The organism is Undibacterium sp. (genome assembly GCF_030683615.1).
Lineage (GTDB): Bacteria > Pseudomonadota > Gammaproteobacteria > Burkholderiales > Burkholderiaceae_D > Undibacterium > Undibacterium umbellatum.
This window is the reverse complement of the sequence record NZ_JAUXQE010000022.1, coordinates 337,826-361,967: the sequence shown is the minus strand read 5'-3', so window position 1 is coordinate 361,967 and position 24,142 is coordinate 337,826. Positions and strand designations below refer to the sequence as shown.

General features: G+C 51.8%; 25 protein-coding genes. 14 read left to right on the top strand and 11 right to left on the bottom strand.

Going from position 1 to position 24,142, the window contains the following annotated elements:
- Positions 1-527 precede the first annotated feature (527 nt).
- Both Q8K39_RS13155 and Q8K39_RS13150 read right to left on the bottom strand, forming a co-directional pair.
- A complete protein-coding gene (locus tag Q8K39_RS13155; protein ID WP_305260801.1) occupies positions 528-2,039 on the bottom strand; it encodes a response regulator in 1,512 nt (503 codons plus the stop codon).
- Between the two features lie 130 nt (positions 2,040-2,169).
- On the bottom strand, positions 2,170-2,814 hold the full coding sequence (locus tag Q8K39_RS13150; RefSeq protein ID WP_305260799.1) for a LysE family translocator: 645 nt from the start codon (positions 2,812-2,814) through the stop codon (positions 2,170-2,172).
- A 172-nt stretch (positions 2,815-2,986) separates the two neighbouring features.
- On the opposite strand from Q8K39_RS13150, the gene Q8K39_RS13145 reads away from it, so the two are divergent.
- From Q8K39_RS13145 to Q8K39_RS13135, 3 genes are all read left to right on the top strand, one after another.
- Positions 2,987-3,316: a hypothetical protein gene (locus tag Q8K39_RS13145; protein WP_305260797.1), complete on the top strand. Its 330-nt coding sequence runs from the start codon at positions 2,987-2,989 to the stop codon at positions 3,314-3,316.
- A 74-nt stretch (positions 3,317-3,390) separates the two neighbouring features.
- Positions 3,391-3,618 (top strand): hypothetical protein, encoded by a 228-nt coding sequence (locus tag Q8K39_RS13140; RefSeq protein WP_186954398.1) that lies wholly within the window; start codon positions 3,391-3,393, stop codon positions 3,616-3,618.
- A gap of 393 nt (positions 3,619-4,011) precedes the next feature.
- The gene (locus Q8K39_RS13135) at positions 4,012-5,841 is read left to right on the top strand and encodes a long-chain fatty acid--CoA ligase (protein WP_305260795.1); all 1,830 of its coding nucleotides are present in this window, start codon (positions 4,012-4,014) and stop codon (positions 5,839-5,841) included.
- Between the two features lie 51 nt (positions 5,842-5,892).
- Here Q8K39_RS13135 and Q8K39_RS13130 read toward each other — a convergent pair whose 3' ends face one another.
- From Q8K39_RS13130 to Q8K39_RS13110, 5 genes are read right to left on the bottom strand one after another with little or no spacing between them, the layout of a single operon-like run.
- Positions 5,893-7,149, bottom strand: coding sequence for a DUF4214 domain-containing protein (locus Q8K39_RS13130; protein WP_305260793.1), 1,257 nt, complete (start codon positions 7,147-7,149; stop codon positions 5,893-5,895).
- Positions 7,150-7,173: 24 nt separating this feature from the next.
- On the bottom strand, positions 7,174-8,067 hold the full coding sequence (locus tag Q8K39_RS13125) for an FAD:protein FMN transferase (RefSeq protein WP_305260791.1): 894 nt from the start codon (positions 8,065-8,067) through the stop codon (positions 7,174-7,176).
- A 14-nt stretch (positions 8,068-8,081) separates the two neighbouring features.
- Positions 8,082-9,212: a DUF3570 domain-containing protein gene (locus Q8K39_RS13120; protein ID WP_305260789.1), complete on the bottom strand. Its 1,131-nt coding sequence runs from the start codon at positions 9,210-9,212 to the stop codon at positions 8,082-8,084.
- 34 nt (positions 9,213-9,246) lie between these two features.
- The gene (locus Q8K39_RS13115) at positions 9,247-9,501 is read right to left on the bottom strand and encodes a DUF4266 domain-containing protein (protein WP_305260787.1); all 255 of its coding nucleotides are present in this window, start codon (positions 9,499-9,501) and stop codon (positions 9,247-9,249) included.
- Positions 9,498-9,995 carry a TlpA disulfide reductase family protein gene (locus Q8K39_RS13110; protein ID WP_305260785.1) on the bottom strand — a complete coding sequence of 166 codons (498 nt, stop codon included), beginning with the start codon at positions 9,993-9,995 and terminating at the stop codon, positions 9,498-9,500. The genes Q8K39_RS13115 and Q8K39_RS13110 overlap by 4 nt, the downstream gene beginning before the upstream one ends.
- A 316-nt stretch (positions 9,996-10,311) precedes the next feature.
- On the opposite strand from Q8K39_RS13110, the gene Q8K39_RS13105 reads away from it, so the two are divergent.
- The 4 genes from Q8K39_RS13105 to Q8K39_RS13090 all read left to right on the top strand — a co-directional run bounded on the left by Q8K39_RS13105 (position 10,312) and on the right by Q8K39_RS13090 (position 13,200).
- Positions 10,312-10,737: a carboxymuconolactone decarboxylase family protein gene (locus Q8K39_RS13105; RefSeq protein WP_305260783.1), complete on the top strand. Its 426-nt coding sequence runs from the start codon at positions 10,312-10,314 to the stop codon at positions 10,735-10,737.
- Between the two features lie 19 nt (positions 10,738-10,756).
- Positions 10,757-11,257: a cupin domain-containing protein gene (locus Q8K39_RS13100; protein ID WP_186954391.1), complete on the top strand. Its 501-nt coding sequence runs from the start codon at positions 10,757-10,759 to the stop codon at positions 11,255-11,257.
- Between the two features lie 121 nt (positions 11,258-11,378).
- Positions 11,379-12,443, top strand: coding sequence for a sensor histidine kinase (locus tag Q8K39_RS13095; protein WP_305260781.1), 1,065 nt, complete (start codon positions 11,379-11,381; stop codon positions 12,441-12,443).
- A gap of 13 nt (positions 12,444-12,456) precedes the next feature.
- Entirely contained in the window at positions 12,457-13,200 is a 744-nt protein-coding gene (locus Q8K39_RS13090; RefSeq protein ID WP_305260779.1) for a LytTR family DNA-binding domain-containing protein, read from the top strand.
- A 6-nt stretch (positions 13,201-13,206) separates the two neighbouring features.
- Here the strand turns inward: Q8K39_RS13090 and Q8K39_RS13085 are convergent, their stop codons facing one another.
- Both Q8K39_RS13085 and Q8K39_RS13080 read right to left on the bottom strand, forming a co-directional pair.
- Entirely contained in the window at positions 13,207-13,761 is a 555-nt protein-coding gene (locus Q8K39_RS13085; RefSeq protein WP_305260777.1) for a PaaI family thioesterase, read from the bottom strand.
- Positions 13,761-14,210, bottom strand: coding sequence for a PaaI family thioesterase (locus tag Q8K39_RS13080; RefSeq protein WP_305260775.1), 450 nt, complete (start codon positions 14,208-14,210; stop codon positions 13,761-13,763). Before Q8K39_RS13080 ends, Q8K39_RS13085 begins: the two co-directional genes overlap by 1 nt.
- Before the next feature lie 94 nt (positions 14,211-14,304).
- Here Q8K39_RS13080 and Q8K39_RS13075 point away from each other — a divergent pair, with 94 nt between their 5' ends.
- Complete coding sequence (locus Q8K39_RS13075) at positions 14,305-15,333, top strand: GlxA family transcriptional regulator (RefSeq protein WP_305260773.1); 1,029 nt, start codon at positions 14,305-14,307, stop codon at positions 15,331-15,333.
- A gap of 382 nt (positions 15,334-15,715) precedes the next feature.
- Positions 15,716-16,300, top strand: a complete 585-nt coding sequence (locus Q8K39_RS13070) for a PilZ domain-containing protein (RefSeq protein ID WP_305260771.1) — start codon at positions 15,716-15,718, stop codon at positions 16,298-16,300.
- Position 16,301: 1 nt separating this feature from the next.
- On the opposite strand, the gene Q8K39_RS13065 is transcribed toward Q8K39_RS13070, so the two are convergent.
- Positions 16,302-17,012, bottom strand: a complete 711-nt coding sequence (locus Q8K39_RS13065) for a hypothetical protein (protein WP_305260770.1) — start codon at positions 17,010-17,012, stop codon at positions 16,302-16,304.
- 436 nt (positions 17,013-17,448) lie between these two features.
- Here Q8K39_RS13065 and Q8K39_RS13060 point away from each other — a divergent pair, with 436 nt between their 5' ends.
- The 5 genes from Q8K39_RS13060 to Q8K39_RS13040 all read left to right on the top strand — a co-directional run bounded on the left by Q8K39_RS13060 (position 17,449) and on the right by Q8K39_RS13040 (position 23,682).
- Positions 17,449-19,140: a methyl-accepting chemotaxis protein gene (locus Q8K39_RS13060; protein WP_186954384.1), complete on the top strand. Its 1,692-nt coding sequence runs from the start codon at positions 17,449-17,451 to the stop codon at positions 19,138-19,140.
- A gap of 51 nt (positions 19,141-19,191) precedes the next feature.
- Positions 19,192-20,043, top strand: coding sequence for an HDOD domain-containing protein (locus Q8K39_RS13055; protein ID WP_186954383.1), 852 nt, complete (start codon positions 19,192-19,194; stop codon positions 20,041-20,043).
- A gap of 141 nt (positions 20,044-20,184) precedes the next feature.
- Positions 20,185-21,165: an MBL fold metallo-hydrolase gene (locus Q8K39_RS13050; protein WP_370868599.1), complete on the top strand. Its 981-nt coding sequence runs from the start codon at positions 20,185-20,187 to the stop codon at positions 21,163-21,165.
- Positions 21,166-21,273: 108 nt separating this feature from the next.
- Positions 21,274-22,482, top strand: coding sequence for a cytochrome P450 (locus Q8K39_RS13045; protein ID WP_370868597.1), 1,209 nt, complete (start codon positions 21,274-21,276; stop codon positions 22,480-22,482).
- 30 nt (positions 22,483-22,512) lie between these two features.
- The gene (locus Q8K39_RS13040) at positions 22,513-23,682 is read left to right on the top strand and encodes an ABC transporter substrate-binding protein (RefSeq protein WP_305260764.1); all 1,170 of its coding nucleotides are present in this window, start codon (positions 22,513-22,515) and stop codon (positions 23,680-23,682) included.
- A 101-nt stretch (positions 23,683-23,783) separates the two neighbouring features.
- On the opposite strand, the gene Q8K39_RS13035 is transcribed toward Q8K39_RS13040, so the two are convergent.
- The gene (locus tag Q8K39_RS13035; RefSeq protein WP_162044826.1) at positions 23,784-23,996 is read right to left on the bottom strand and encodes a SlyX family protein; all 213 of its coding nucleotides are present in this window, start codon (positions 23,994-23,996) and stop codon (positions 23,784-23,786) included.
- Positions 23,997-24,142 lie beyond the last annotated feature (146 nt).

Genomic DNA, 24,142 nt, shown 5'->3' with positions numbered 1-24,142 from the left:
GGGTTCCCGTTTGTGCGGTACAAAAAATGGGAAGGCCCGAAACTCGCTTCGCTCAGACAGCGGTCCTTCTTAATCCATTTTCTGTACAGCACAAACGGCGTCTACACATGGGAACTGCGAAAGTCAAAAGCAACCCCAACCCCGTATCTCGTTGATCAACCACATTTAATGCAATTTAAATCTCGGTTGTATTGACGTTGCTTTTGACTTTGGGGCTGCCTTTGATCTTTGCCGTTCCGATGTGTCGATGCCTTTGCTGCAAGGCAGAAAATGGATTAAGAAATGACCGTTGTCTGAGCGCAGCGAGTTTCGGGCATTTCCCATTTTTTGTCTTGCAGCAAAGGGAACCCCGCAGGGGCAGCGACGCCTCGGTCGCCTTTTTTCGCTTACCTTTTTTGGCGAAGCAAAAAAGGTGAGTAGCCGCCGGGCTACCCCCGGCCTGCAATCTCAAATGACGTGTAACAGTAACGAATAATATGACTTAAAACAAGGTCAACGATATGTAGAGCAAACACCTTCTAACTGTCTCAATCCGGAAACCTTGCATTGATCATCAGCGCCTCATCCACATTGGCAATCATCAAATCCACATAACGCGGATCAAGGTGGCTGCCGCTGACGCTTTGCAGGTGGCTGAGGACATCGTCGAGTTCCCAGGCGGGTTTGTAGCAGCGGGCGTGCATGAGGGCGTCGAAGACGTCGGCGACGGCGACGATGCGGGCGTAGACGTGGATGTTTTCTCCGCTCAGGCCCTGTGGATAACCACTACCATCGTATTTTTCATGGTGCTGGTGGGCGATGATGGCGGCGGCTTTGAGTATGGGTCTTTGTGAACCTTCCAGTATCGATGCACCTACGTCGGGATGTTGCTTCATGATTTCCCATTCGGCCAGGTCGAGTTTGCCGGGTTTTAGCAAGACAGCGTCAGGTGTCGCTATTTTTCCTATGTCATGCATGGGGGCAGCTTGCCGCAGGATATTCGCTTCATCCCTGGGCATGCCGGAGGCAACTGCCAGCAGATAAGAGACTTCAGCCATGCGCTGTACATGGTTGCTGGCTTCATGCGAGCGCGATTCCACCACATCACCCAGGCGCATGATCATTTCACTCTGGGTATCGGTGATTTCCTGGTTGAGCAAAATATTATCGAAGGCGATGGCGACACCGGAAGAAAAAACTTCCAGCAATTTGGCATCGATCTCGGCAACATCATGCACACCCCTGAGCACCAGCAAAGACGCCTTGCCGCTACTGTTCGGGAAATAGCCTACATAGGTATCACCGTTCAGGAGCGAAATGCGGTTGGCGCAGGCTTCATGTAATTGCAATACCAGTTCATCAGTGAAGATCTGGCTGTCATCGTCGAATTCACCTATTTTGGCCAGCACCTCATAACTGTCTGCACCCGAGATGCCGCTGGCACCGCGTAGCCTTACCAGCAGGCTTTGTTCCAGCCGCAACAGGGCAACCACTTGCTGCAGCAAGCCATTGGCAAAATCATGCAGGTTGCGCTGCTTGAAGATATGGGCGGAGGCTTCGATGACACGCTCCAATCCTTCGCGATAAGTGGCCTGGAAACGCCTGGCCTGTTCCACGTCCATGATATCGCGGTAAGCACGCAGGGCGGCGAAGGTGGTGGTGAATAATTTCTTGCGGTCTAGCTCGGTTTTTTCCTTGTAATCATTGATATCGTAATCAACGATGACATTTTCTTCTGGTGCCTGGCCCGGTTGTCCAGTGCGCAAGACGATGCGGGTGAATTGATTGCCTTGCTCCTGGCGCAACCAGCGGGCTACTTCGAGGCCGCTGTCTTCTTTTTCCATGACCACATCAAGAAATACCAGGGCGATATCCTGATGGCTGGCCAGCATGGTTTTAGCTTCTGCACCGCTATAGGCATCGAGAAACAGCAGAGGCCGCTCGTCCATGCGAAAACGGCTCAGTGTCAGCTTGGTGACATCATGAATATCAGGCTCGTCATCAACCAGCAAGACTTTCCAGGGAGGCAGTGGCTTAGTGTTCGATGACAAGAAAGACATGACGTATATCCCCTCAAAACCTGCATGGATGAGTCTGAATTAATTCGGTCTGCTTATGCTCATTATGTATGTATTTTTGTTATCTGTCACAAGAGGTATTTTTCTTGTTTTCAATCTGCCTGAGTTTCTTTCAGTTTTTATTTGACAAGGCCAGCTTGATACCAAAAGAGACAAACATCAAACCAATGAAGCGGTTCAGCCACAGCGTGACAGCCTGGTTGACAGCTACGCGCTGTCTGGCAAATGCCGTTGATACTGCGAGGATATGACACCAGATCATGCCATTGAAATTAAAAATGCAACCCAGGAAGATCAGGGTCAGCGGTTTGTTGCTGGCATCAGCAGCAATAAATTGCGGCACGAAAGCCAGGAAGAAAATCGCTACCTTGGGATTGAGTACATTCGTCAAAAAGCCCTGCATGAAAATCTTGCGGTGGCTGAGCAAAGGCTGGCTGGTATTGCCTGCCTGAGCTTGTTCAGCAGACTTCGCCCGGCTCAACAGCATGGATACGCCGACGTACAGCAGATAGGCTGCACCCGCCAGTTTGACAATGGTGAAAGCAGTTGCAGAAGTCGCCAGCAAGGCTGACAACCCCAAGGCTGCGGCCATGATATGCACCAGAGTACCCGCACCTATTCCCAGCGCCGCAGCCGACCCGGCACGCCAGCCCTGCGTTGCGCTGCGTGTCATGATCAGGATGGAGTCGGGGCCAGGGGCGATATTGAGTAAAATGCCTGCGATGATGAACTGGATGAGGTCTTGCGTGCCTAACATAGATACTCCGGTATGGGATGGGGCGGACAAGGCCTCCATTATAATTGGTAATTGAAAAGGGATCGTCACCTGCAAGTCTGAACTGGTTTTTCAGGAACATAATTTTATTGATACAGTTTACATATCGCGAATGCAAATCCACCCAAGCGTAAGAAAGCTTTTGCTAAACATCATGAAGACGTTTCCTGATGTTGCCATTCCTATGTTAAGGCATGCCAGGAAACATCGCAGCATCGCACTTTGCACAACTGAAATGGTAGGAGAATTTGCCAGACTGACTACTCAGGCAGTGCGTGATGGCAATCAACCAGTGGTGCAATCGCATCTGAAGTTCATGTCCGGCTTACTGAGAGTAGCAGATGAAAAAACAAGAGAATATATAGATGTCTATTATGTCGAAGTGTTATTTTTTGGGTTGACTCACAAGCAAAAGAAAACTGCCTGGCCCTGGATGCCAGCAAATTTGAAACAGTTATATGTTGCCATGTGGGGGGGGGCTTGAGTGAGACTAATTTCCTCCTTGCCCGCTGAATACAATTAACTACTATTGAATACAGTTGTTGAGGATTTTTACAAATGAAGCTGTTTTGGCATAACTTATCCCCCATCTGGAAAACAGTGCTCGCATGCCTGGCGATGGAAACAGGCTTGTTTCTCTTGCTGCTCATATTCAGCCGTTCACTCATCATTTCCATGGTGGTACAGATAGTCTTGTTTGGTCCGCCTACCTTGTTCTTCGCTCCCTTTCTCTATAAAAAATATAAGAAACTGGCAGAGCAGAAAAAGGGATTATTGAGTGAGTAGCAAAAAAATCGACTATGACTGGTCCTGTCATGCCTGCTCAGCAGAAAACAGCAAACAAGTCCAGCAGTGCCAGGTTTGTGGCTGCGAAGCTTTTGCCAGCGTGAAGACTATACAAAACCACACGAACCAGCAGCCCAACGTTGAATTTCGATTTTCACGTGAGATTGTGGTGGAGGCCTTTTCCTGGATAGTGGGAGGCGTCCTTGTGCTTTTATTTAAATATGCCCTCTTGGTGTGGATGTGAAACGAGCATTTTGCGCCCTCGCAATAGCTTCTTCCCTGTTTGTTGCATAATGACGCTTTTAGTCGGCATATTCGTGTAAATACGAACCAAGTTTTCCCGGGTCCGGTTGAAAACTTGCTGCTGGCTTGTTTAATTTTGCTACGCATTTCATGTCTATCTCTGCCCAAACAGCAACAACTCCCGACTTATCCACAGTGCAAACCCTGGCAGAATTATTTGCCTGGCGGGTAGCACAAACTCCAGATGCAGAAGCCTACCGGCAATTTGATGATGCCCAGGGCTTGTGGATATCTTATTCATGGCAACAGACGCAAGAGCGTGTCCAGGGTTTTATCAAAGCCTTGTCACCGCTGGCACTTGAGCATGGCTCACGTATTGCGATCCTGCTGCCGAATGGTTTGCATGCCGTCTGCATGGACCAGGCCGTGCAGGCTTGCGGCTTTGTGCCCGTACCCATGCATGCACTGGATAACCCGGCCAGTATCGCCTATATCCTCAGTGACAGCGATGCTGCTTTTTTAATCGCCGCAAGCGACAGACAATGGAAAGACATCGCCAATGCAGGCCTGGAATTGCCTGCCTTGCTTCAGGTTGTTGTGCTGGAAAAAGAGCTGGATGCGACGGTCCTGCCAGCCAGTGTCCCTGTTTTACAAATCGATGAATGGCTGGCCAGTGCTACGCATTTGCAGGCCAATGCAAAAGGCCCGGTAGCTGATGACCTGGCAGCCCTGGTGTATACCTCTGGCACGACAGGCAAACCCAAGGGTGTCATGCTGACGCATACCAATGTGGTGTCTAACGTCAAGGCAGTTGTCCACAGGGTGTCGCCTGTCATCACGGATGTGTTTTTATCCTTCCTGCCTTTATCACATACCTTTGAGCGTACGGCCGGTTATTACTTGCCAATTGCTGCGGGTGCCTGTGTCGCTTTTTCGCGCTCGGTCAAGCAATTGCCGCAAGATTTGCTGGAAGTGCGGCCGACGATCTTGATTTCTGTACCGCGCATTTATGAGCGTGTGTATGGCGTGATCCAGACCAAACTGTCGGCATCAAAATTCCAGGCGAGTTTGTTTAATCTGGCGATTGCTACCGGTTGGCGTCGTTTCAGCCGTGAGCAGGGTTTGCTCAAGGGTGATGGCATAACAGCCATGCTGGATACCCTGCGCTGGCTGGTGCTGGAACCGTTGATCGCCAGCAAGCTCAAGAACCAGTTTGGTGGCCGCCTGCGGGTGGCTGTCAGTGGTGGTGCGGCTTTATCGCAGACGATTTCGCAATGTTTCCTCGGTCTGGGTATTCCTATCGTGCAGGGCTATGGCATGACCGAGACGGCCCCTGTGGTTTCCTTCAATGCGCCTGACGATAATGATCCTGCCACCGTAGGCCGCGCTGTGGAAAAGGTAGAAGTGCGCATAGGTGAAAATGCAGAATTGCAAGTCCGTGGCCCGAATGTCATGCGTGGTTACTGGAAGCGGGAAGAAGATACTGCCAAGACTTTTATCGATGGCTGGCTGCGCACCGGTGATCAGGCATCTGTCGTCAATGGCCGCGTGCGCATCCTGGGTCGGGTGAAGGAAATCATCGTCACTTCTACCGGTGAAAAAATCGCCCCGGTCGATCTGGAACTGGCGATCATGAATGATGCCGTGTTCGAGCAGGCGTATGCCTTTGGTGAGAGCGCCCCCTTCATCGCCTGTGCTGTTGTGTTGAGCCGTGTTTACTGGCTGGAGCTGTCCAGTTCGCTGGGCCTGAATCCGGATGATGCCGCCAGTCTGAAATCACCACAGGCGCAAAAAGTGGTGGTGCAGCGTATCAAGGCGCTGACGAAAAACTTCCCTTACTATGCACAACCACGTGCCGCGATACTGACGCTGGAACCATGGACTGTGGAAAACACCCTGATTACCCCTACCCTGAAGCTTAAGCGCAATAACCTGCTGGCGCATTTTGCTGCGGATATCGAGGCTGTGTATAAACGTTAGCTTATACACAGGCTGATGCTGCACACTAGCAGTGCAGCATCAGCATGAGTCTTATCCAAACGGGATGAAATCTATGCCGTTCTGTATCTTGGCTATCACCTGCACCTGGTTCTCGGCACTTTCACTAAAGCTGGCGAGTATGTCGGCCCGTGTCATGCCCTTGCTGACCTGCCCATTCCAGTAATCAAAGCCTGCCTGGTCTGGCGTCCGGTGCAGTACATTACTGTACAAGGCAGTCAGGAAGGCATTGTCAGAGATATTCGCCCCATACAATTGCTTGAACTCAGCTGAAATGACGAAGCTGGCAGCGACCTGGTTCAGGGTTGATCCCTTGTCCATCTGTCCTATCCAGTAACCCAGGCCAGGCAAATCCGGCGTGCGGTTGAAGGCTGCCTGGTAAATGCGGTAAGCAACGCCTGCCGTGCTATTGATATCCAGTGCCACGCTCATATCGGCAAACTGCAGGCGTTCCAGCTGGTTGACGGTATCCGTACCCTCGGCCCCGGTTTTATCCTGGACAGTAAAATTGGCACCGGATGGTGAGATGTTGAAGTCGCTGCGTTTGCCAGCATAGATGGCAATGTCCAGACCCGCGCCACCATTGATGATGTCATTTCCGGCCAGTCCATTGAAACTGTCATTGGCTGCGGTGCCGCTCAGGCTGTCATTGCCAGCCGTGCCGATGATGCCGCCAGGTACCGCCTTGATGGCCGTGGTGAAAGAATAACTGCTGGTGCCGATATAGTTGTTGCCAGCAATATCCTTGATGGCACCTGAAGGTATGTTCAGCTTGTAAGTGCTATTGTTATTCAAGTCATTGGTCGGGTTGATGGTGACCGTATTGCCGCTGATCGTGACATTGTTGCTTTGGGCAATATTGTAGCTGGCGACTGTGCTGCCGTCGGCGTTTTGCAGGCTGATGGTGCCGCTGCCAGCCTTGACTGGTTCGCTGAAGGTCAGCACGATATCGCTACTGGTGGCGACGCTGCCAGCCAGTGTCGCCGGGCTGAAGCTGATCACCACAGGTGCTGTGGTATCGCCAAAAAAACTCAGCAAGTCCACCGTATCCTGGCCATTGTTGAATACCAGTCTTTCCATATTAAGCAGCGTCGCATGCAACTCGCCGCTGGCACCGGACAGGGTATCCACATGAATGGAGCCATCTGCTGCCTTGGTGATGGTATAGCTGGAGCGTAGTGAAGTACCCAGATTGAGGGTGTCTATGCCACCCTTGCCATCGAGAGTAAAGGTGGATGGGTTGATGACGGTCCAGGTATTGTTGCCATCGTCGCCGACTACTGTAGCCATGGTTTTACTCCTTAAGTTCTTGGTTCAGGCAGCAGCCTGCGTATGTACTTTACCCTGCTGGTCTATCGCCAAAAACCGTAATCCGGTTTGTTGCAAATACTCCAGTGCGTCTTTTTCTTTCAACATGCCTATCGTGGTGCAACTGCCAGCCAGTGCGGTCAAGGGTGCCAGTACGCTGATACTGCGCCAGTGCCTGACCGGCATGCCGGTTCGTGGATTGAGGATATGACAATACCGCTCTTCACCGACTTCAAAATATCTTTCATAATCTCCACTGGTGGCCAGTGCCCCTATTGTTAAAGGGATGCTGGCAGCGATCTTGTCTTGCTGGCGCGGGTCTTGTATGCCCATGATCCATGGCTGCTCGTCCGGTTTGGGGCCGAGTACCCGTATATCGCCACCCAGATTGATATAGCCATGCGTTACGCCTGCTGCCTGCAACACTGCAGCTGCCCGGTCTGCCGCATATTCCTTTCCAAAACCACCAAAATCGATTTCCATTCCCGCCAGTGGCAATCTCAGCTTGTCACCTGTTCTCTCCACCTTGGCCCAGCCTATGCGCTGGCATAAAACCTGCAGTTCGTCTGCTGCTGGCACTCGCGAGCTCTTGAAGTTCCAGGCCTGTCGGAGGATGCCTGCCGTGATGTCAAACAAGCCATCGCTGGCCTGGTACAGGGCCTGCGCATAATCAAACAAGGCCAGGGTTTCTTCATCACAGACCACTGCATCCCTGCCCGCCTGGGCATTGATGCATGAGACTATGCTGTCTGGACGATAACGCGAATACTTGACTTCTATCCTCCTTACTTCCGCAATCGCTTCCTGTGCCTTGGCAAACATTGCATGTTCATCATGGTCTGCAATGACAACTTCACAAGTGCTGGCCATGGCCTTGAAAGGGATGCGATAAATCTGCATAGTCAACTCAATAACTAAAATTGACGTGACAGCCCGACTTGTATGGTCTTGGCATCAAACGGCAATAAGCCAGTACTGCCACTGCCAAACAAACGCCATGAAGCACGTTGCTGATATTGCTCATACTTCACATCGACCTGCCAGTCTTCATTGATTTGCTTGGCTACTTTGATACCCACAGTGCGAGCGCCATAGGCAGAAACCCTCTGGTCTTCGGAAGAATTCAGCGCACCGTCTGGCGGGTTAGGTGCAAACGGATACATCTCCGGCTTGGCATCGACATAAAAACTGGCCGCACTCTGGCTATAGATGCGCAGTATCGGTGTGATGCTCCAGCCCTGACCAAAGGGCTGGGTATATTCAAGATTGAAGGTATGCGACCGGATTTTCCAGCTATCGCCAAAATAGCGGTAACTGAGTCGTGCGCTGCCACCTGTAGAATCAAAATGATGGTTCCAGCGCGTCAATAGAGCATAGCTATTGCGCTCATCCGGGCGCTTGTCGAACGCCTTGTAAGGGTCAGACAAATATCCTTTGGCATGGGCCAGGCTGAAGTTGACTTGCACAATATCATTCATGCTCATGACCTGGGTCAGGCCCAGCAAGGCATCGGTCACTTGTTTGTTTTCACCCCTGACCTTGCCTGTCGATGCGCTGACAGTATCATTGGCAAACCCCAGGCCTGCAGTCCAGGTGGTATTTTTATCTTCGCTGAACTGGTTCCCCATTACCGAGACGCCACGCGAAATATAATCTGCTTCACTGGAAGCTGTGGCACCCAGGGTCAGCGTGTGATGCGGGAAATAGCGGGTAACTTCAGCATCCAGTGCACGGCGAAAATCCCTGAGCTTGACCAGGCCATAGCTATGGAAGGCGGGTGAAGCGCCAGAAATACTGTCAGTCACATACGTTGCACCGACTGACCATTCATCCGACAGCGGTGCCATGATCTTGAGGGCGCTGGCCTGTACCTTGACGCGCTCTTCACCAGGTTGACTATCCTTGTACTCGAGTAATTTCAGACTGATGACACCCTTGTCCGGTGCTGTTTCCGCATGTGCAGCCTGCATCATGGGCAGAGCCAGCGCAGCCGCCAGCAAAGTGCTGGCCAGATTATCATGGGTTTTGGACGTGACAGGTTTCATGCTTTTTTTCCTGGGCTTTTTCCGCGCTTACACATTAATTGCATCCACAACCGCCGCCACCGACACCGCTGCCGCCGAAGGCAGATTCCTTGCTGGAATAGGTATGCTCGGCGAATTTGCTTTCCAGCTTGTCATGGTCAAAAGTCATTTCCTTTTTAGCCAGCTTGCCTTTTTCCCAGGGTTGCACGGTTTGCACCAACTGCATATTGCTGCAAGCAGTGCAGGACAACACCAGACCCAGCAAGGCCAGTCTATGCAAATGTTTGTATGGCTTAAATTGCTTCATCATTTATTCCCCAGACTCGCCACGATGGCCTGTTCGATTTTAGCTTTGCTGGCGTCATTAAAGCCCGCGTGTTGCGCCAGTATCTTGCCATCCCTGTCTATCAGGATGCTGCTGGGCATGCCCTTGATTTCATACTGGCGCGGCATGACGCCCTTAGGGTCATAGGCTATATGAAAATTGCCGGGAGTGGTTTTCAGGAACTCCAGAGCATCCTCCTGCTTGGTATCCAGATTGATGGCTACTACCTGAAGACCTTGTGCGCCGTATTTGCTCTGCAAGGCATTCATCCATGGGAAGGATAGCTTGCATGGCCCGCACCAGGACGCCCAGAAATCAAGATAAACGACTTTGCCGCGATAATCAGCCAGTTGTATATTGCCCTTGCCAGCCTGGGCGGTGAATTCTGGTGCGGGTTTGCCGGTTTCCAGCGCCAGGGCATGCACATTGATGCCTAAGCCGATAATGACTGCCAATGCCTTCAGGTTTAGAAATTTCATGATGCGGCCTTGCCTTGCGGGATAAGTGATTGCCAGCGCTGTGTCAGCACAACGACTTTGCGTTTTACATCCATCATAAGCCCGGCGCAGAATAAGTAAACGCTGGCTTTGGTAAAGATGCCGGGATTTCTGTAATGAACTGTAACGGATAATGTTGTTAAAACAAGTCTGCTCTCAAACAAGTTTCCAAATTAACATATTTTCCTTTGAAAATCGTATTGCTACCTAAAAACAACAATTCGCATTGCAGTTTTGACCCTCTCCGCTGATATGGCTAGCATGGCTTTACAGAAAAACCACATGGAGTCTCAGCACAATGCATAAGCAAACAGATCCGCAAACAGATCAGCAGTTTAAAGATGGCCTGCACATACGCCAACAAGTCATGGGCGATGCCTTTGTCGAAAAGGCATTCAGCAATACCGATGCCTTCACCGCGCCCCTGCAGGAATTTGTCACCCGCAATGCCTGGGGCACGGTCTGGTGCCGCGATGGTCTGGATTTGAAAACCCGCAGCCTGATCACTCTGTCGATGCTGACTGCCATGGGGCGCGCACACGAGATCAAGGGTCATGTGCGCGGCGCGGTCAATAACGGTGCAAGTATGAAAGAAATACAAGAAGTACTATTACATGCCAGCGTGTATTGCGGCATGCCGCTGGCGATTGATGCCTACCGCTCTGCCCATGAAGTCTTGCTGGAGATGGGCAAGATAGACGCGGACAAAGCAGGAGCCACCTGATTTTTAATTGGAAACCTATATGACAGAGAGCAGAAAAGCAATCGCACTCACTGACGAAGGGGTAACCCGTCCGTTTGCGGTCGAAGACGTGCCCTGGGATGAATATTCCCACGGTCAGAGTTTTGGTTCACGTTATCGCCAGCTCGGCCAATATGGCGGCTGCCAGCATGTAGGCGTAAGCCTGGAAGAACTGGCGCCCGGCAAGCATGCCTGCCCCAACCATTATCATTATCTGGAAGAAGAACAATTGATGATGCTGGACGGCAGCCTGACCCTGCGCATGGGCGAACAGACTTATGTCATGAAGGCAGGGGATTACATGGTATTCCCGGCCGGGCAAAAGATTGGTCACAGCCTATTCAATCATACCGATGCAGTATGTCGTTACCTGGTCATAGGAGAACGTAATCCCCATGATGTGATTGTTTATCCCGATAGCAACCGTATCAGTGTGGTGCTGGCCGGTGAAGGTTATGACAAGGCGGCGACGCTGGAATACTGGGAACGTGAGAAGGATTGATCAGAGCTCTAGCCTGGCAATTAAGGCCCCTATTTCCTCATTTGGTGTCATCACGGTAGCTGTCCGGCAAGAATTGCCGGATACTGCAGTCATTGCATCAGACTAGTGGAAAGGACAGGCAATGCGCCGTATGTGGCTTTTTTATACCCTGGCATGGATAGCCTATTCGATACTGATCGCTTTCGCGATACAGATTGATGGCCTGTCCAAGGGCCAGTTTGATTTGCAACTGGCGCTGTATTCTGAAATCAATACCTTGCCAGCGGCAGTCACCCTGGCGCTTATCTGGCCCATGACGGGCTGGATGGACCGCAAGTCTTTTCGGCCCGTCAGTATTGTGTTTATCCACATTTTGATGAGCATAGGCTTTGGATTTTTCTGGCATTACCTGGTCAGTGGTTTCATGCAAATGATCGTGCATGTCAAAGAAATTGAAGCAGCCCGCCCCCTCAGCGCCTATATCTGGCCTTTCCTGTACAGCCTGATGATGTATGGCGTGGTGGCCAGTATTTTTCACTCGGTGCGGTCCAGCGAAGCACGTCGCCTGCAAGCACTGGCAGCGACCCAGGCCCAGGGTTTGCTGGTGGTGGCAGAACTGGCCAGTTTGCGTAATAAACTCAATCCCCATTTCCTGTTCAATACCCTGCATTCCATCATTGCCCTCATGCGCAAGGATGGCAAGGCAGCCGAGGCCGCGCTGTTCCGTTTTTCTGACATGCTGCGCTATGTGCTTGATACCGAGAAAAACGGTACGACCCATGTTGCGCTGGAAGAAGAATTGAATTTCGTGCGTGATTACCTGAACCTGGAAGCTCTGCGCCTGGGACACAGGTTAAACGTCGACTGGCAGCTTGATGAAATGGCAGGTGGTTTTGGGTTACCAGCCTTGAGCGTGCAACCACTGGTGGAAAACAGTATTAAACACGCCTTCAACCCGCGCGCCCAGCCTGGCAATTTGCTCATCAAGACCAGACTCAAGGCGCTGCGTGGCGAACTGGAAATCACCATCAGGGATGATGGCCCCGGTGCAGACCTGGCAGAAGTGCATGCTTCCAGCGGCATAGGCATGAAAACCGTAGAGCGCCGCCTGCACCTTGAATATGGCGGGCGTGCCAATTTCACCATCAATACTGCACCCGGACAGGGTTTTGAAATATGCTTCACGATACCTATTTCTTCAGCCTGATCTCGTCGTTACCATGACAAAAATAAAAACCGCCTTTATCGCAGAAGATGAACCACTGGCCCGCGAAGTCTTGCGCGATGCCGTCAGTGACAGGCCAGAACTCAGCCTCATCGGTGAAGCTGCAGATGGCGTCACGGCTCTCACGCAAATCAATTTGCTGAAACCCGATGTGGTGTTCATGGATATACAGATGCCCGAGATGACCGGCCTGGAAGTCTTGCGCCGCCTCAGCCATTTACCTGAAATTGTGTTTACCACAGCGTATGACCAGTATGCCGTGACCGCCTTTGAATTGCATGCAGTCGATTACCTGCTCAAGCCTTTTTCGCGTGAGCGCTTTGATGCTGCCGTTGATCGCTTGCTGGATGCGCCACCGTCCTTGCAAGCTATGGAACACGCGCTGAACCTGGCGGCAGGCCGTGAAACCAGTCGGCTGGAACGCATCCTGGTGCGTGACCGTGGCCATATCTTCCCGGTCAATGTGAATGACATCGCCTATTTGAAAGCCGATGCCAAATACACCGCCATCATCGTCGGTGACAGGACCCACCTGGTCAGGCTGGGCATCACTGAGCTGGAAACCCGGCTGGACCCGGCTCGCTTCATTCGCATACACCGCTCGCTGCTGGTGAACCTGGATTTTGTCGAATCCATGAAGGCCGATGAACAATCGCAATTGCGCCTGCATATGCGCGATGGCAGTGTCTTGCTGGCAAATCGCGAAGCATCAAGGATGTTGCGCGATATGTCGATTTGATACTGCTCAGGGCAAAGGAAATATCAGGCAAGTAGTCGTAGCATGCGCATACACCTTGCCTGCCGCATCAACGATACGGCCTTCTGCCGTCCCAACCTGCTTGCCCACCTGTATCACCTTGCCTTCAGCGCGCACGGGACCCGTCTTGTTGCTCATGGCGCGGATCAGGTTGACCTTGATTTCCAGGGTGGTGTAACCAATCCCTGCAGGTAGCATGGATTGCACTGCACAGCCGACAGCTGAATCCAGCAGGGTGCAAAAATAGCCACCATGCACACTGCCTAGCGGGTTGTAATGCTGCAAACCGGGCGTGCCCTGGAAGACGATGCGGCCAGGTTCACCTTCTACCGGGATAAAGTCCAAAGTCTTGCCTATGTGGGCGACAGGGTAATCACCATTCAGGATACCGCGCAAGAAATCGATACCACTGACAGCTTTTAATTGTTCAAGACTCAATACCCCAGGTTCTGCCATGCGGGCGCGCACGGTGGCTTCCTGCTCCTGCCATTGCTTTAAGACTGCCGTTGCGTCACCCTTGGTGTCGCTCTTGACATCACTCATTATGCATCCTTCCTGGGGAATAATATCATTTGGGTACAACGGAACAGGGCTATCGTCTTTCCCTCGTAACTCACGACAGCATCCCAGACCTGGGTTGTGCGGCCCAGATGTATAGCCGTGGCAAGCACGCTGATCTTGCCTTCCCGGGCAGTACCCAGATGATTGGATTTCAGCTCCACTGTGGTAAAGCTTTGTGCCCCTTCAGGCAAGCTGGCTACACAACCGTAGCCGCAGGCAGTATCTGCCAGCGTAACAACACTGCCAGCATGCAGATAACCATTCGGGGCCAGTAAATGTGGCTGGACTGGCAATTCCGCAGTGACTTTGCCTTTTTCCACACTCAGGATATTGATGCCCAGATGGCCTGGTAAGAATTTGGCACCGAACTGGTTCAGGCGCTGCGCCTGTTCTTCTGCTGCACTTTGATTGTGCGTATCTGCCGCCGTCATGATGTTTTCCTGTAAGAAGCTAGTCTGCATTCTAGTTATTGCAAGAATGAATGGACAGTGTCAGTATTGACTCTTTTAATGCAGATTGCGACAAATGGCACATATCGAAGTCTGGCTCTACCCTCAATGCATGGCATCTGCGGTCACTGGCCCGCTGGATGTGTTTGCTGTCGCCAATGCCATCTGGTCGCTCAAGAACGTGGATGAAGTCGATCCCTTGTTCACCTGGAGTTTGCATTCCATCGATGGTGAAGCTGTCATGACGCCCGCCAAAGTCAGATTGAGTGCCGACGCCGGCATACAGACCGAGAGCAAGGCAGATATCATTTTATTACCTGGCCTGTATATGGAAAATGGTATTACCGGCCTGACCAGCAGCATGCATGCCATGCGTGCACTATTCCCGATATTGCGAGCCAGACATGCCCAGGGCTGTGTGCTGGCAGCGAACTGCAGCGCCACCTTCTTGCTGGCCGAAGCGGGTTTGCTGGATGGCGGCCATGCAACGACTACCTGGTGGCTGGAGAGGGCATTCAAGACCCGCTACCCTGAAGTCAGCCTGCGTCTGTCTGAAGTGCTGGATGAGTATGAGAATATTCTGACCAGCGGTGCCGCCACCAGCTTCCTCAATCTTGCCTACCATCTGGTGGAACGCTTTGGTGGCCAGGATATTGCCAGTGGTGTCGCCAAGACCTTGCTGATTGATGCTAACCGCACTTCGCAAATGCCGTATATGCAAATGCTGAGCCTGACCCAGCAAGATACCCATCAGCATGAAAACATCCTGGTACAAAGGGCGCAAAAATGGCTGAGCCAAAATCATCACCTGCCTTTTCGCCTGCCTGCGTTGGCTGAGCACCTGGCAGTCAGTGAACGCACGGTGATACGTCATTTCCACCAGACTCTGGATACCACCCCGGCCAGTTATGCCCAGCAAGTCAAGATGGATATCGCAAAGCGCTTGCTGGAAACCACCACGCTAACGCTGGAGCAAGTGGCAGAACGCACCGGTTATAGCGACCCCAGTTCATTCCGCCGCCTGTTCAAAAAACATTCGGGCCTGTCACCAGCCAGTTATCGCGAGCAATTCAGGCCAGCGAAACGGGTAGTCCACACTGCCTGAAATGCTTTTTTTAATACCGTAGCATCACTGTGTATTAATTAGGACTTACGCAAAACCGCCCCAGCTGTGTTGCAGTTCCTCGCGCGTACTAAAGTACTGTTTTCGCCGCTACGGTGTAGTCGGGGTTTCAGGCAATATACTGTCCGCCAACGGAACGAACCTCCCTTGCCAGGGAGGTTTCCTTGGCGATAGGTATAGTTGGGGTTTCGGACAACAAGTTGTCCGCCAACGCAACGAACCTCCCTTTCCAGGGAGGTTTCCTTGGCGATAGCCTTGTTCGGACAATTTTGCATAAGCCCCATTAACATACAAAATACATATCAAAAATTTATCTTAATTTCTTTGTGGAAATTATGTCTGGCTTTATCTATATAATGCTGTCATGCACAAAGTACCCGGAAAAAGAAAAGTTTCTTATGGCGCCGATACCGTCGCGCCAGAAGCGCCTGCTGTGCTCGATAAAGCCGCTGTCACTGATCATTTTCCATCAACTGCGACCACCGGGGCTGATACGGGCGATGTCAAGCTAGCGCCACCAGCAGTCTCCTATCAAGACCCGGCCGTCACCGATACGCTAGCCAAATTCAATGTGGTGAAAACGCAGTTGCTGCGCTCCCACAGCCGTTATCTGGTGAAATGGGAAGTTGCCCTGATTCATCAGGTTGAGGATACGAAACTCAGCTATTACGGCAAGATCAATGATATTTCCGAAAATGGCCTCAGCATGTTTTGTGACTACAATGTCTTCTTTAATGGCAAAGTGAAACTGGTGATGACCTTGCCACCTTTGCATATAGGCATGCCAGCGCAAAAAATAGAAGTCGAGAGCAGGATGGTCTACACCATACTCTCGCAATACTCTTTCCGCATTGGTTTGGAATTTGTGAGTTTCCGCGATGGTGAAAAGAAAATTTTAATGGACAGGCTGGAAAGCAGCAATTCAGCTCTCAAGCCAGGCACGGCTTAAGTTAATCACCGCCCCCGCCACAGCCGCCTCCGCAGCCTGAACTGTCGCCGCCACCGCTGTCATTGCTACTAGCTCCGCCACCACCACTATCGCGCGCTGTATCGCCAAAATCGTAAGAAGCATCACTGCTGCCCGCGCCGTAAAAATCGCCGCCGCAATACACCGTGCCATCACCGTTGGCGCGTAAGGCGCTGCAATCCGGTGCATAACGAAAGCCATCGGCGATATTCCATTTTGCATCCAGGGCAAACAAGAGCGGCAAGCGGGTCGCACGGCGTGGATTGATATTTTCTTCCAGACAAGCAAACCACCAGGTACGACGCAAGCCTTCATTACTGCGCTGGCCAGCGCCCAATACAGCTGCCGGGGTATGGTGCATGTAACGGCCAAAAGCTCTTTGGCAAAATTGCTCGTAGTTTTTTGTATATAGTATAAATTCATGCCATAACTCATCAACCACTTGAGAAGGCATGGAAATATGCTTGAAACCGGACTTCAAATAGACCAGAAAAAATTGTCGCAAGGCTCTCGCGACCAGTTGTTGATCTTTTAAAGCGAGATCGGGTCGCTGTTTGTGTAGTCTTTCCAACAGTCCAGGTGGAAACATATAGCTGCGTATATAGTCAGCCTGTGCTGCACGTCGCCAGCGAGTCCAGACCACTAGCAGACTGACGGCAAGCACAAGTACAAGCAAACCAAGGAGGATGGACATCAGCATTCTTGCTTTCGATCAATAGAATTTAACAAAAACTTGCGCCATGCGTGCTTTGCGCAAAAGCAATTTTGGCATAGTATGGAAACAAAGTGATTTAGTTAACTGCTAATGCGTTGTTATACGAAAAGCACACCGTAGCTTATTCCATGCGAAGTCCGAGATACCAGATTTTCTCTTCCTCGGGTTCTGTTATGTTGTTTTATGAAAAAGTTTTTTCTAAGAGGCTTATCTGAAATCTTTTCACCATGCAAATGCTTGCCTGGATATCGCCAGCAAATTTCTGTGTGATAGTTCGATGCTTGTCCATGACAACATGCTGGCATATAGCTTGCATGTGATAAAGCGGCCAGATTTCCAGGCAGCAAGCCAGCCAGATCAAGATTTTATGTAAGCACGACCTCGTAGTAACAGTTTTCTTTCTGGGAGATTCACTATGAATTTGCGTCACTTGCGCATAGGAACCCGACTCGCTGTGGGCTTTGGTGTGATACTCGCTACTCTGGTACTCATACTGGTCATTGACAGCATCTTCAGCGCCAGCAATCGCAAGGATATGGTTGCCGGGCTGGAACTTTCACACAGCAAAAGTGAACTCGCTGCCACCATGAAAAGCAGCATGCTGGAAGGCGGCATTGCCATACGCAATATAGGTCTGCAAAGCGATATCGGTGAAATTGACAAGCAAAAAGTCATATCCAAAAAACAGCAAGCCCGATTTGCCGAAGCACGCGAAAAACTTATCGCACTCGGACTTAGCGAAGAAGAAAAGAAGATAGTCGACAGCGTCTCGGAGTTTGACAAGCAAGTTGATGTGCCTATCAAGGAAGCCATGAAAATGCTGCTGGCCTTTAATGGTGAAGAAGCTGTCAAACTCATCGCTACGCAGGTCGACCCCATACAACAAAAAGCCTTGCTTGAAATCAATAAACTGGTGGATATCCAAAACAAGGCAGCGTCTGAATTGGCTGACATTGCCGAGAGCAAGGGCAAACAATTGACGACCACCCTGTTCGCCATAGGTGCAGTGATCTTGTTGTTTGGTGCGGGATTTTCCATCTTCCTGACACGCAGCATCACCACGCCCTTGCGAGATGCGGTTGTTATCGCCAAGCGAGTCGCCGCTGGTGAACTGAGTTTCCGGGAAGCGTCTGATGGCACCGATGAAATCAGTGAATTGCTGAATGCCCTCAAGGAAATGAGCGACAACCTGCACAACATCGTCAGCGAAGTCAGGCAAGGCACGGATGCAATTGCGATAGCTGCAGTAGAAATCTCGACCGGAAATTCTGACCTGTCTTCACGCACTGAAAACCAGGCTGGCGCACTCGAAGAAACAGCCAGCTCCATGGAAGAAATCACTGCCACCGTCAGACACAATGCTGACAATGCCAGACAGGCAAATGGCCTGGTCACCTCGGCTTCCAATTTCGCCATCAAGGGTGGCGAAGAAGTGGGTAAAGTTGTCCATACCATGGACTCCATCAAGGAAAGCTCACGCAAGATTGTCGATATCATCAGCGTCATCGATGGTATTGCCTTCCAGACCAATATCCTGGCTCTGAATGCGGCGGTGGAAGCTGCCCGTGCCGGTGAACAGGGGCGCGGCTTTGCTGTCGTGGCTTCTGAAGTGCGCAATCTGGCACAACGTAGCGCCAGTGCTGCCAAAGAGATAAAAACCCTGATCGGTGATTCTGTAGAAAAAGTCGATGCCGGTGGCAAGCTTGTCGATGCAGCTGGCAAAACCATGAATGAAATCGTCAGCTCGGTAAAACACGTGGCAGAAATCATGTCCGAGATCACTGCTGCTGGCCAGGAGCAAAGCTCAGGCATAGAAGAAGTCAACCGCGCCATCAACCAGATGGATGAGATGACACAACAAAATGCTGCCCTGGTAGAACAGGCAGCCGCAGCGGCAGAAAGCATGGAAGAACAGGCCAACAACCTGGCAAGAGCAGTATCGGCTTTTAAACTGGATGCTGCAGGCAATCATGTACGCCGCGTGCAAGCGGTAAGCCAGGCGACTAATGTCAACGTCTCCAGGAACGACTATACTGAAGAAGAAACCTCTTTCATCATGGCGACTGCTGGTAAACTGGTGAGGGCGCTAGGTTTCAATAAGAATTAGCGGGCCTGTGGGGCAGATCCCCTGCTTCAGGTCTGCTCCAATTATCACATTATGAACAAGTCGGAAGCATTAAAGAGTATCGTTGCACAAGCCAGCAAGGGGGACTTGGTATTCCCTACCAATGTGAATGCCTCGCTGAAGATACAACAGGCACTCGACGACCCCGATTGCGGCATCGAGACAGCCGCAAAACTGGTCATGACTGAACCCCTGATGTCAGCCCGCGTGGTTGCCATTGCCAATTCTGTTGCCTACAACCGCTTCGGCGGCGGCGTCACCAATATCCGCACGGCCATCACCATACTGGGCTTCAATACCCTGCGCTCCGTCACGGCTGCTGTCGTTATGCGCCAGCTAAGTGCTGCGGTCTCTGACCCCGCCATACGCGCCAAGATGGAAGCCTTGTGGCGTCATTCCGCCTACGTGGCTGCACTGGCCCACCTGATTGCCCGCAAGGTCAGCAAGGTGGATGCTGAAACCGCACTGTTCGCTGGCATAGTCCATGAAGTCGGTGGTTTTTATCTGCTGTCGCGGGCACAGGAATTCCCGGCCTTGCTGGAAATTGAATCCAGCCAGACATCTCCAGACGCCCTGGCGGAAACCGATGAAACTTTCATCGGCCGTGCCGTCTTGAACAAATTGCTGGTGCCAAAGCGCGTGGTATCAGCGGTAGAAGCCCTGTGGTATGGTATGCGCGTCATGCCACCAGAAACCCTGGGCGATACTTTGGTGCTGGCGAATGAACTGGCAGCAGTACCATCGCCTCTGGACCCGCGCTCGCCAGAGAACATACGTCAGTCAGCATCGGAAATAGATTTTGCTGTTGGCGAAGGCACCCTGCTTTCCATCCTGTCTGAATCGGCGGAAGAGGTCGATGCCCTGACTGCATCCCTGATCAGCTAGCCTTCATTTTCCCGCCTCAACGAGCTTGGCAGAAATTCGGCATAATAGCTGTCGCATTTTCAATTTTCGTTTCCATCACAGCAAGCTGCCAGATTCTAGTTACCAGCCTGCTGCGTCACTGCCACCTTCAAAGGAAAAACCATGCAATTGAAAAGTTTGCTCCGCTCCGGCCTGTTCAGTTCTTCCATTCTTGCTGGCGTCGCTGTGTTTGGCATACCTGCCATCAGCGCCCATGCCGCCGCGCCCATGGTAAAAACCAGCGCCCCCGGTTTTTACCGCAGCATGCTGGGTGATTTTGAAATCACGGTCTTGTCTGATGGCGTAGTACCCCTGCCTGTTGATAAACTGCTGACCAATACCACGCCAGAAAAAGTCGGCAAGGCACTCAGCAAATACCATTTACAGTCCCCTGTTGTGACCTCGGTGAATGCCTATCTCATCAACACGGGCAACAAGCTGGTATTGATAGACAGCGGTGCCGGTGTGTTCTTTGGACCTACCCTGGGTAAGTTGCAGGCCAGCCTGAAAGCCTCCGGTTATCTGCCTGAGCAAATCGATGAAATCTACATCACCCATATGCACACAGACCATATCGGCGGCCTGGTAGATGGCGACAAAGCAGCTTTCCCGAATGCTATCGTACGCGTAGACCAGCATGACACTGATTACTGGTTAAGCCAGGCCAATCTGGACAAGGCCCCCGCCGATGCCAAAGGCAGTTTTGAAAAAGCCATTGCCATCCTGAAACCCTATGTGCAGGCTGGCAAGTTGAAGTCCTTCGAAGGTGATACAGAACTGGTACCCGGCATCAAGGCAGTCGCTTCCCATGGCCATACCCCTGGTCACAGCATCTACAAGGTAGAGAGCAAAGGTCAGACCCTGGTCTTGTGGGGTGACCTCATGCATGTCGCTGCAGTGCAATTTGAAAACCCTGCAGTCACCATACAATTCGACAGCGACAGCAAGGCAGCTTATGCACAAAGGCAAAAAGCCTATGCTGATGCAGCGCAGCATTACTATCAGGTAGGTTCTGCCCACCTGTCCTTCCCTGGCCTGGGTTATATACGCAAGGAAGGCAAAGGCTATGCCTGGATGCCGCTGAATTATGTGCCACTGCCATGATCTGAATTGTCGTCAGCCTGATTGACAGTACCCGGCAAATCGGACACAGTGCAAACTCTGTCCTTTGCCGGGTTTTTTATGACTTCTGAGTATCGAAACTCTGTCACATTGCCTCCGCTTATAACGGATGATTTTGACCTGCGCCACCTGCCCACCGATTTTTACCAGAACCCCTATCCCTACTACCACGCGCTGCGCGAACAGACCCCCGTGCGCAAGATGCCGGATGGCTCTTACTTGCTGACACGTTATGCCGACCTGATGCATGTGTACAAAGACGCCAAGACTTTCAGTTCGGATAAAAAGCTGGAATTCAAGCCGCGCTATGGCGATTCGCTGCTGTATGAACATCACACAAATAGCCTCGTCTTCAACGACCCACCGCTGCACACAAGAGTGCGCCGTCTCATCATGGGGGGCCTGACACCCGCAGCTATGGCCAATACCGAACCCGGCCTTATCAAGCTGGTCGATGGCTTGCTGGACCAGATGGAAAGCAAGGGTGAAGTTGATCTCATCACAGACTTCGCCTCCGCCATACCGGTAGAAATCATAGGCAATTTGCTGGCTGTACCACATGATCAACGCGAGCCTTTGCGGGCATGGTCACTCGCCATACTCGGAGCGCTGGAGCCAGCCATCACGCCTGAATTTTTTGCCTATGCCAACCAGTGTGTCGCAGAATTTCTGGAATACCTTAAGCAACTAGTGGCACAACGCCGCAGTCATCCCGGTGACCCAAGGGCCGACATGCTAACTCGTCTGATAGAAGGCGAAGCAAATGGTGAAAAACTGACTGAAACCGAGCTCTTGCAAAACTGTGTCTTCCTGCTTAATGCCGGGCATGAAACCACCACCAACCTGATAGGCAATGGCCTGGTCGCCTTGCAGGAATGGCCGGAGCAAAAGGCTCGCCTGATCGCCCAGCCAGAAATGATCAACACCGCCATAGAAGAATTTTTGCGCTTTGAAAGTTCCAACCAGTTGGGCAACCGCATGACGACAGTGGATACGCAACTCGGTGATGTCGATATTGCTGCTGGCAGCCGCATCAGCCTGTGCATAGGTGCGGCCAATCGCGATCCCTTGCAATTTCCTGATCCCGACCAACTGGACATCAGCCGCAGCCCCAACCGCCATCTGGCGTTTGCATCTGGCATACACCAGTGCGCGGGCATGTTCCTGGCGCGACTGGAAGGCAGGGTGGCAATTTCTCGCCTGCTGGCACGCTTCCCCGATTACCAGTTAAGCGCAGCACCCGTCAGAGGTGGACGCGCACGCTTCCGCGGTTTTTTATCTGTACCCTGCAAACTATAAAACTACGCACAACAAAAATACGGAGACACTATGAAGACAAATACCCACATCAAGAAAAGCCTGCTGGCAGCAGCGATCATGCTATGTGCCAGCCTCAGTATTAATGCGCAGGCACAGATCAAAATAGGCGTCACCATCTCATCGACAGGCCCGGCGGCCTCGCTGGGCATACCAGAGAAAAATGCGATTGCCATGTTGCCCAAGGAAATTGCAGGCAAAAAAGTCGACTACATCGTCCTCGACGATGCTTCAGACACCACGCAAACCGTGACCAATACCCGCAAGCTGATCTCGGAAGAAAAAGTCGATGCCATCATAGGCTCGACCACTACGCCCAACTCCCTCGCCATGCTCGGCGTCATTGGTGAAGGCAAGACCCCGACCATCAGCCTGGCGTCCAGCAACCGCATCATAGAACCCATGGATGCCAATAAAGCCTGGATGTTCAAGACACCGCAGACCGACACCATGATGGCAATCGCAATCGCCGAAGACATGAGCAAAAAGGGCATCAAGACCATGGGCTTCATCGGTTTCTCGGACGCACTGGGTGAAGCCTTCCTGGTAGAAGTGACGAAATATGCCGAGCTGAAAAAGATCAAGGTCGTGGCGACCGAACGTTTCAGCCGCAGTGACAATAGCGTGGTTGGTCAGGTCTTGAAACTCATGTCCGGCAACCCAGAAGCCATCGTCGTCGGCGCCTCTGGTACACCCGCCGCCCTGCCACCTAAAACCCTGGCAGAGCGCGGCTACAAAGGCCGCATCTATCACAACCACGGCGTCGCCAACAGTGATTTCCTGCGCGTCTGCGGCAAAGACTGCGACGGCACCTACCTGCCCACTGGCCCGGTCATGGTCGCCAAACAACTGGCTGACAATAACCCCGTCAAAAAAGCTGCTCTGGATTTTTCCAACAAGTTTGAAACCGCTTACGGTACAGGCAGCCTGGCCGCATTCGCCTCCTATGCCTGGGACGCTGGTTTGCTACTGCAACAAGCCATTCCGATCGCCTTGAAAAAAGCTAATCCTGGCACACTGGAATTCCGCACCGCCTTGCGTGATGCCCTGGAAGCAACGCAAGGACTGGCCACCACCAACGGTGTTGTCAACATGAGTAAATCTGATCACCTGGGTCTGGATCAAAGGGCACGTGTCATGGTGCAGATCAAGGGGGGAAAGTGGGTTTATCAGGCGGAGTGAGAAACGGCATTGTGGGCTAACTCGTAAGAGCGGCTTTAGCCGCCCCTACGATGCATAGCGAATACGCGCCTGATTTTTTCAATAAGCAGATTTGATAAGGTTCAATAGTGCGGTGGCCTCTCATCCACCACCGCAGTCCTCTGACTAGCCGCTACCGCCACTTCCCGCAGACGCGCTGCCATCGCCGCACACAGCGCCTCCAGCTCATCAATTTTCTTTTGTTGCCTGTACACCTGGGTATTGAGGGTATCGACCAGATCATCCTGGCGGGTCAGGCGTATTTCCAGGTCTATCAGTCTTTCTTCTGTCGTCATGGCATCGCTTTCATTTAATCAGGCACACAGTATGCCATACCAGTCTGGTATGCTAGTGGACTGGTATTCTCAAGGTACAAGCCAGGCATGCAAGTGGTATGCCCTGCTTTCGCAAAAAATAAAAACCTGTTGACCCAACTTGCTCA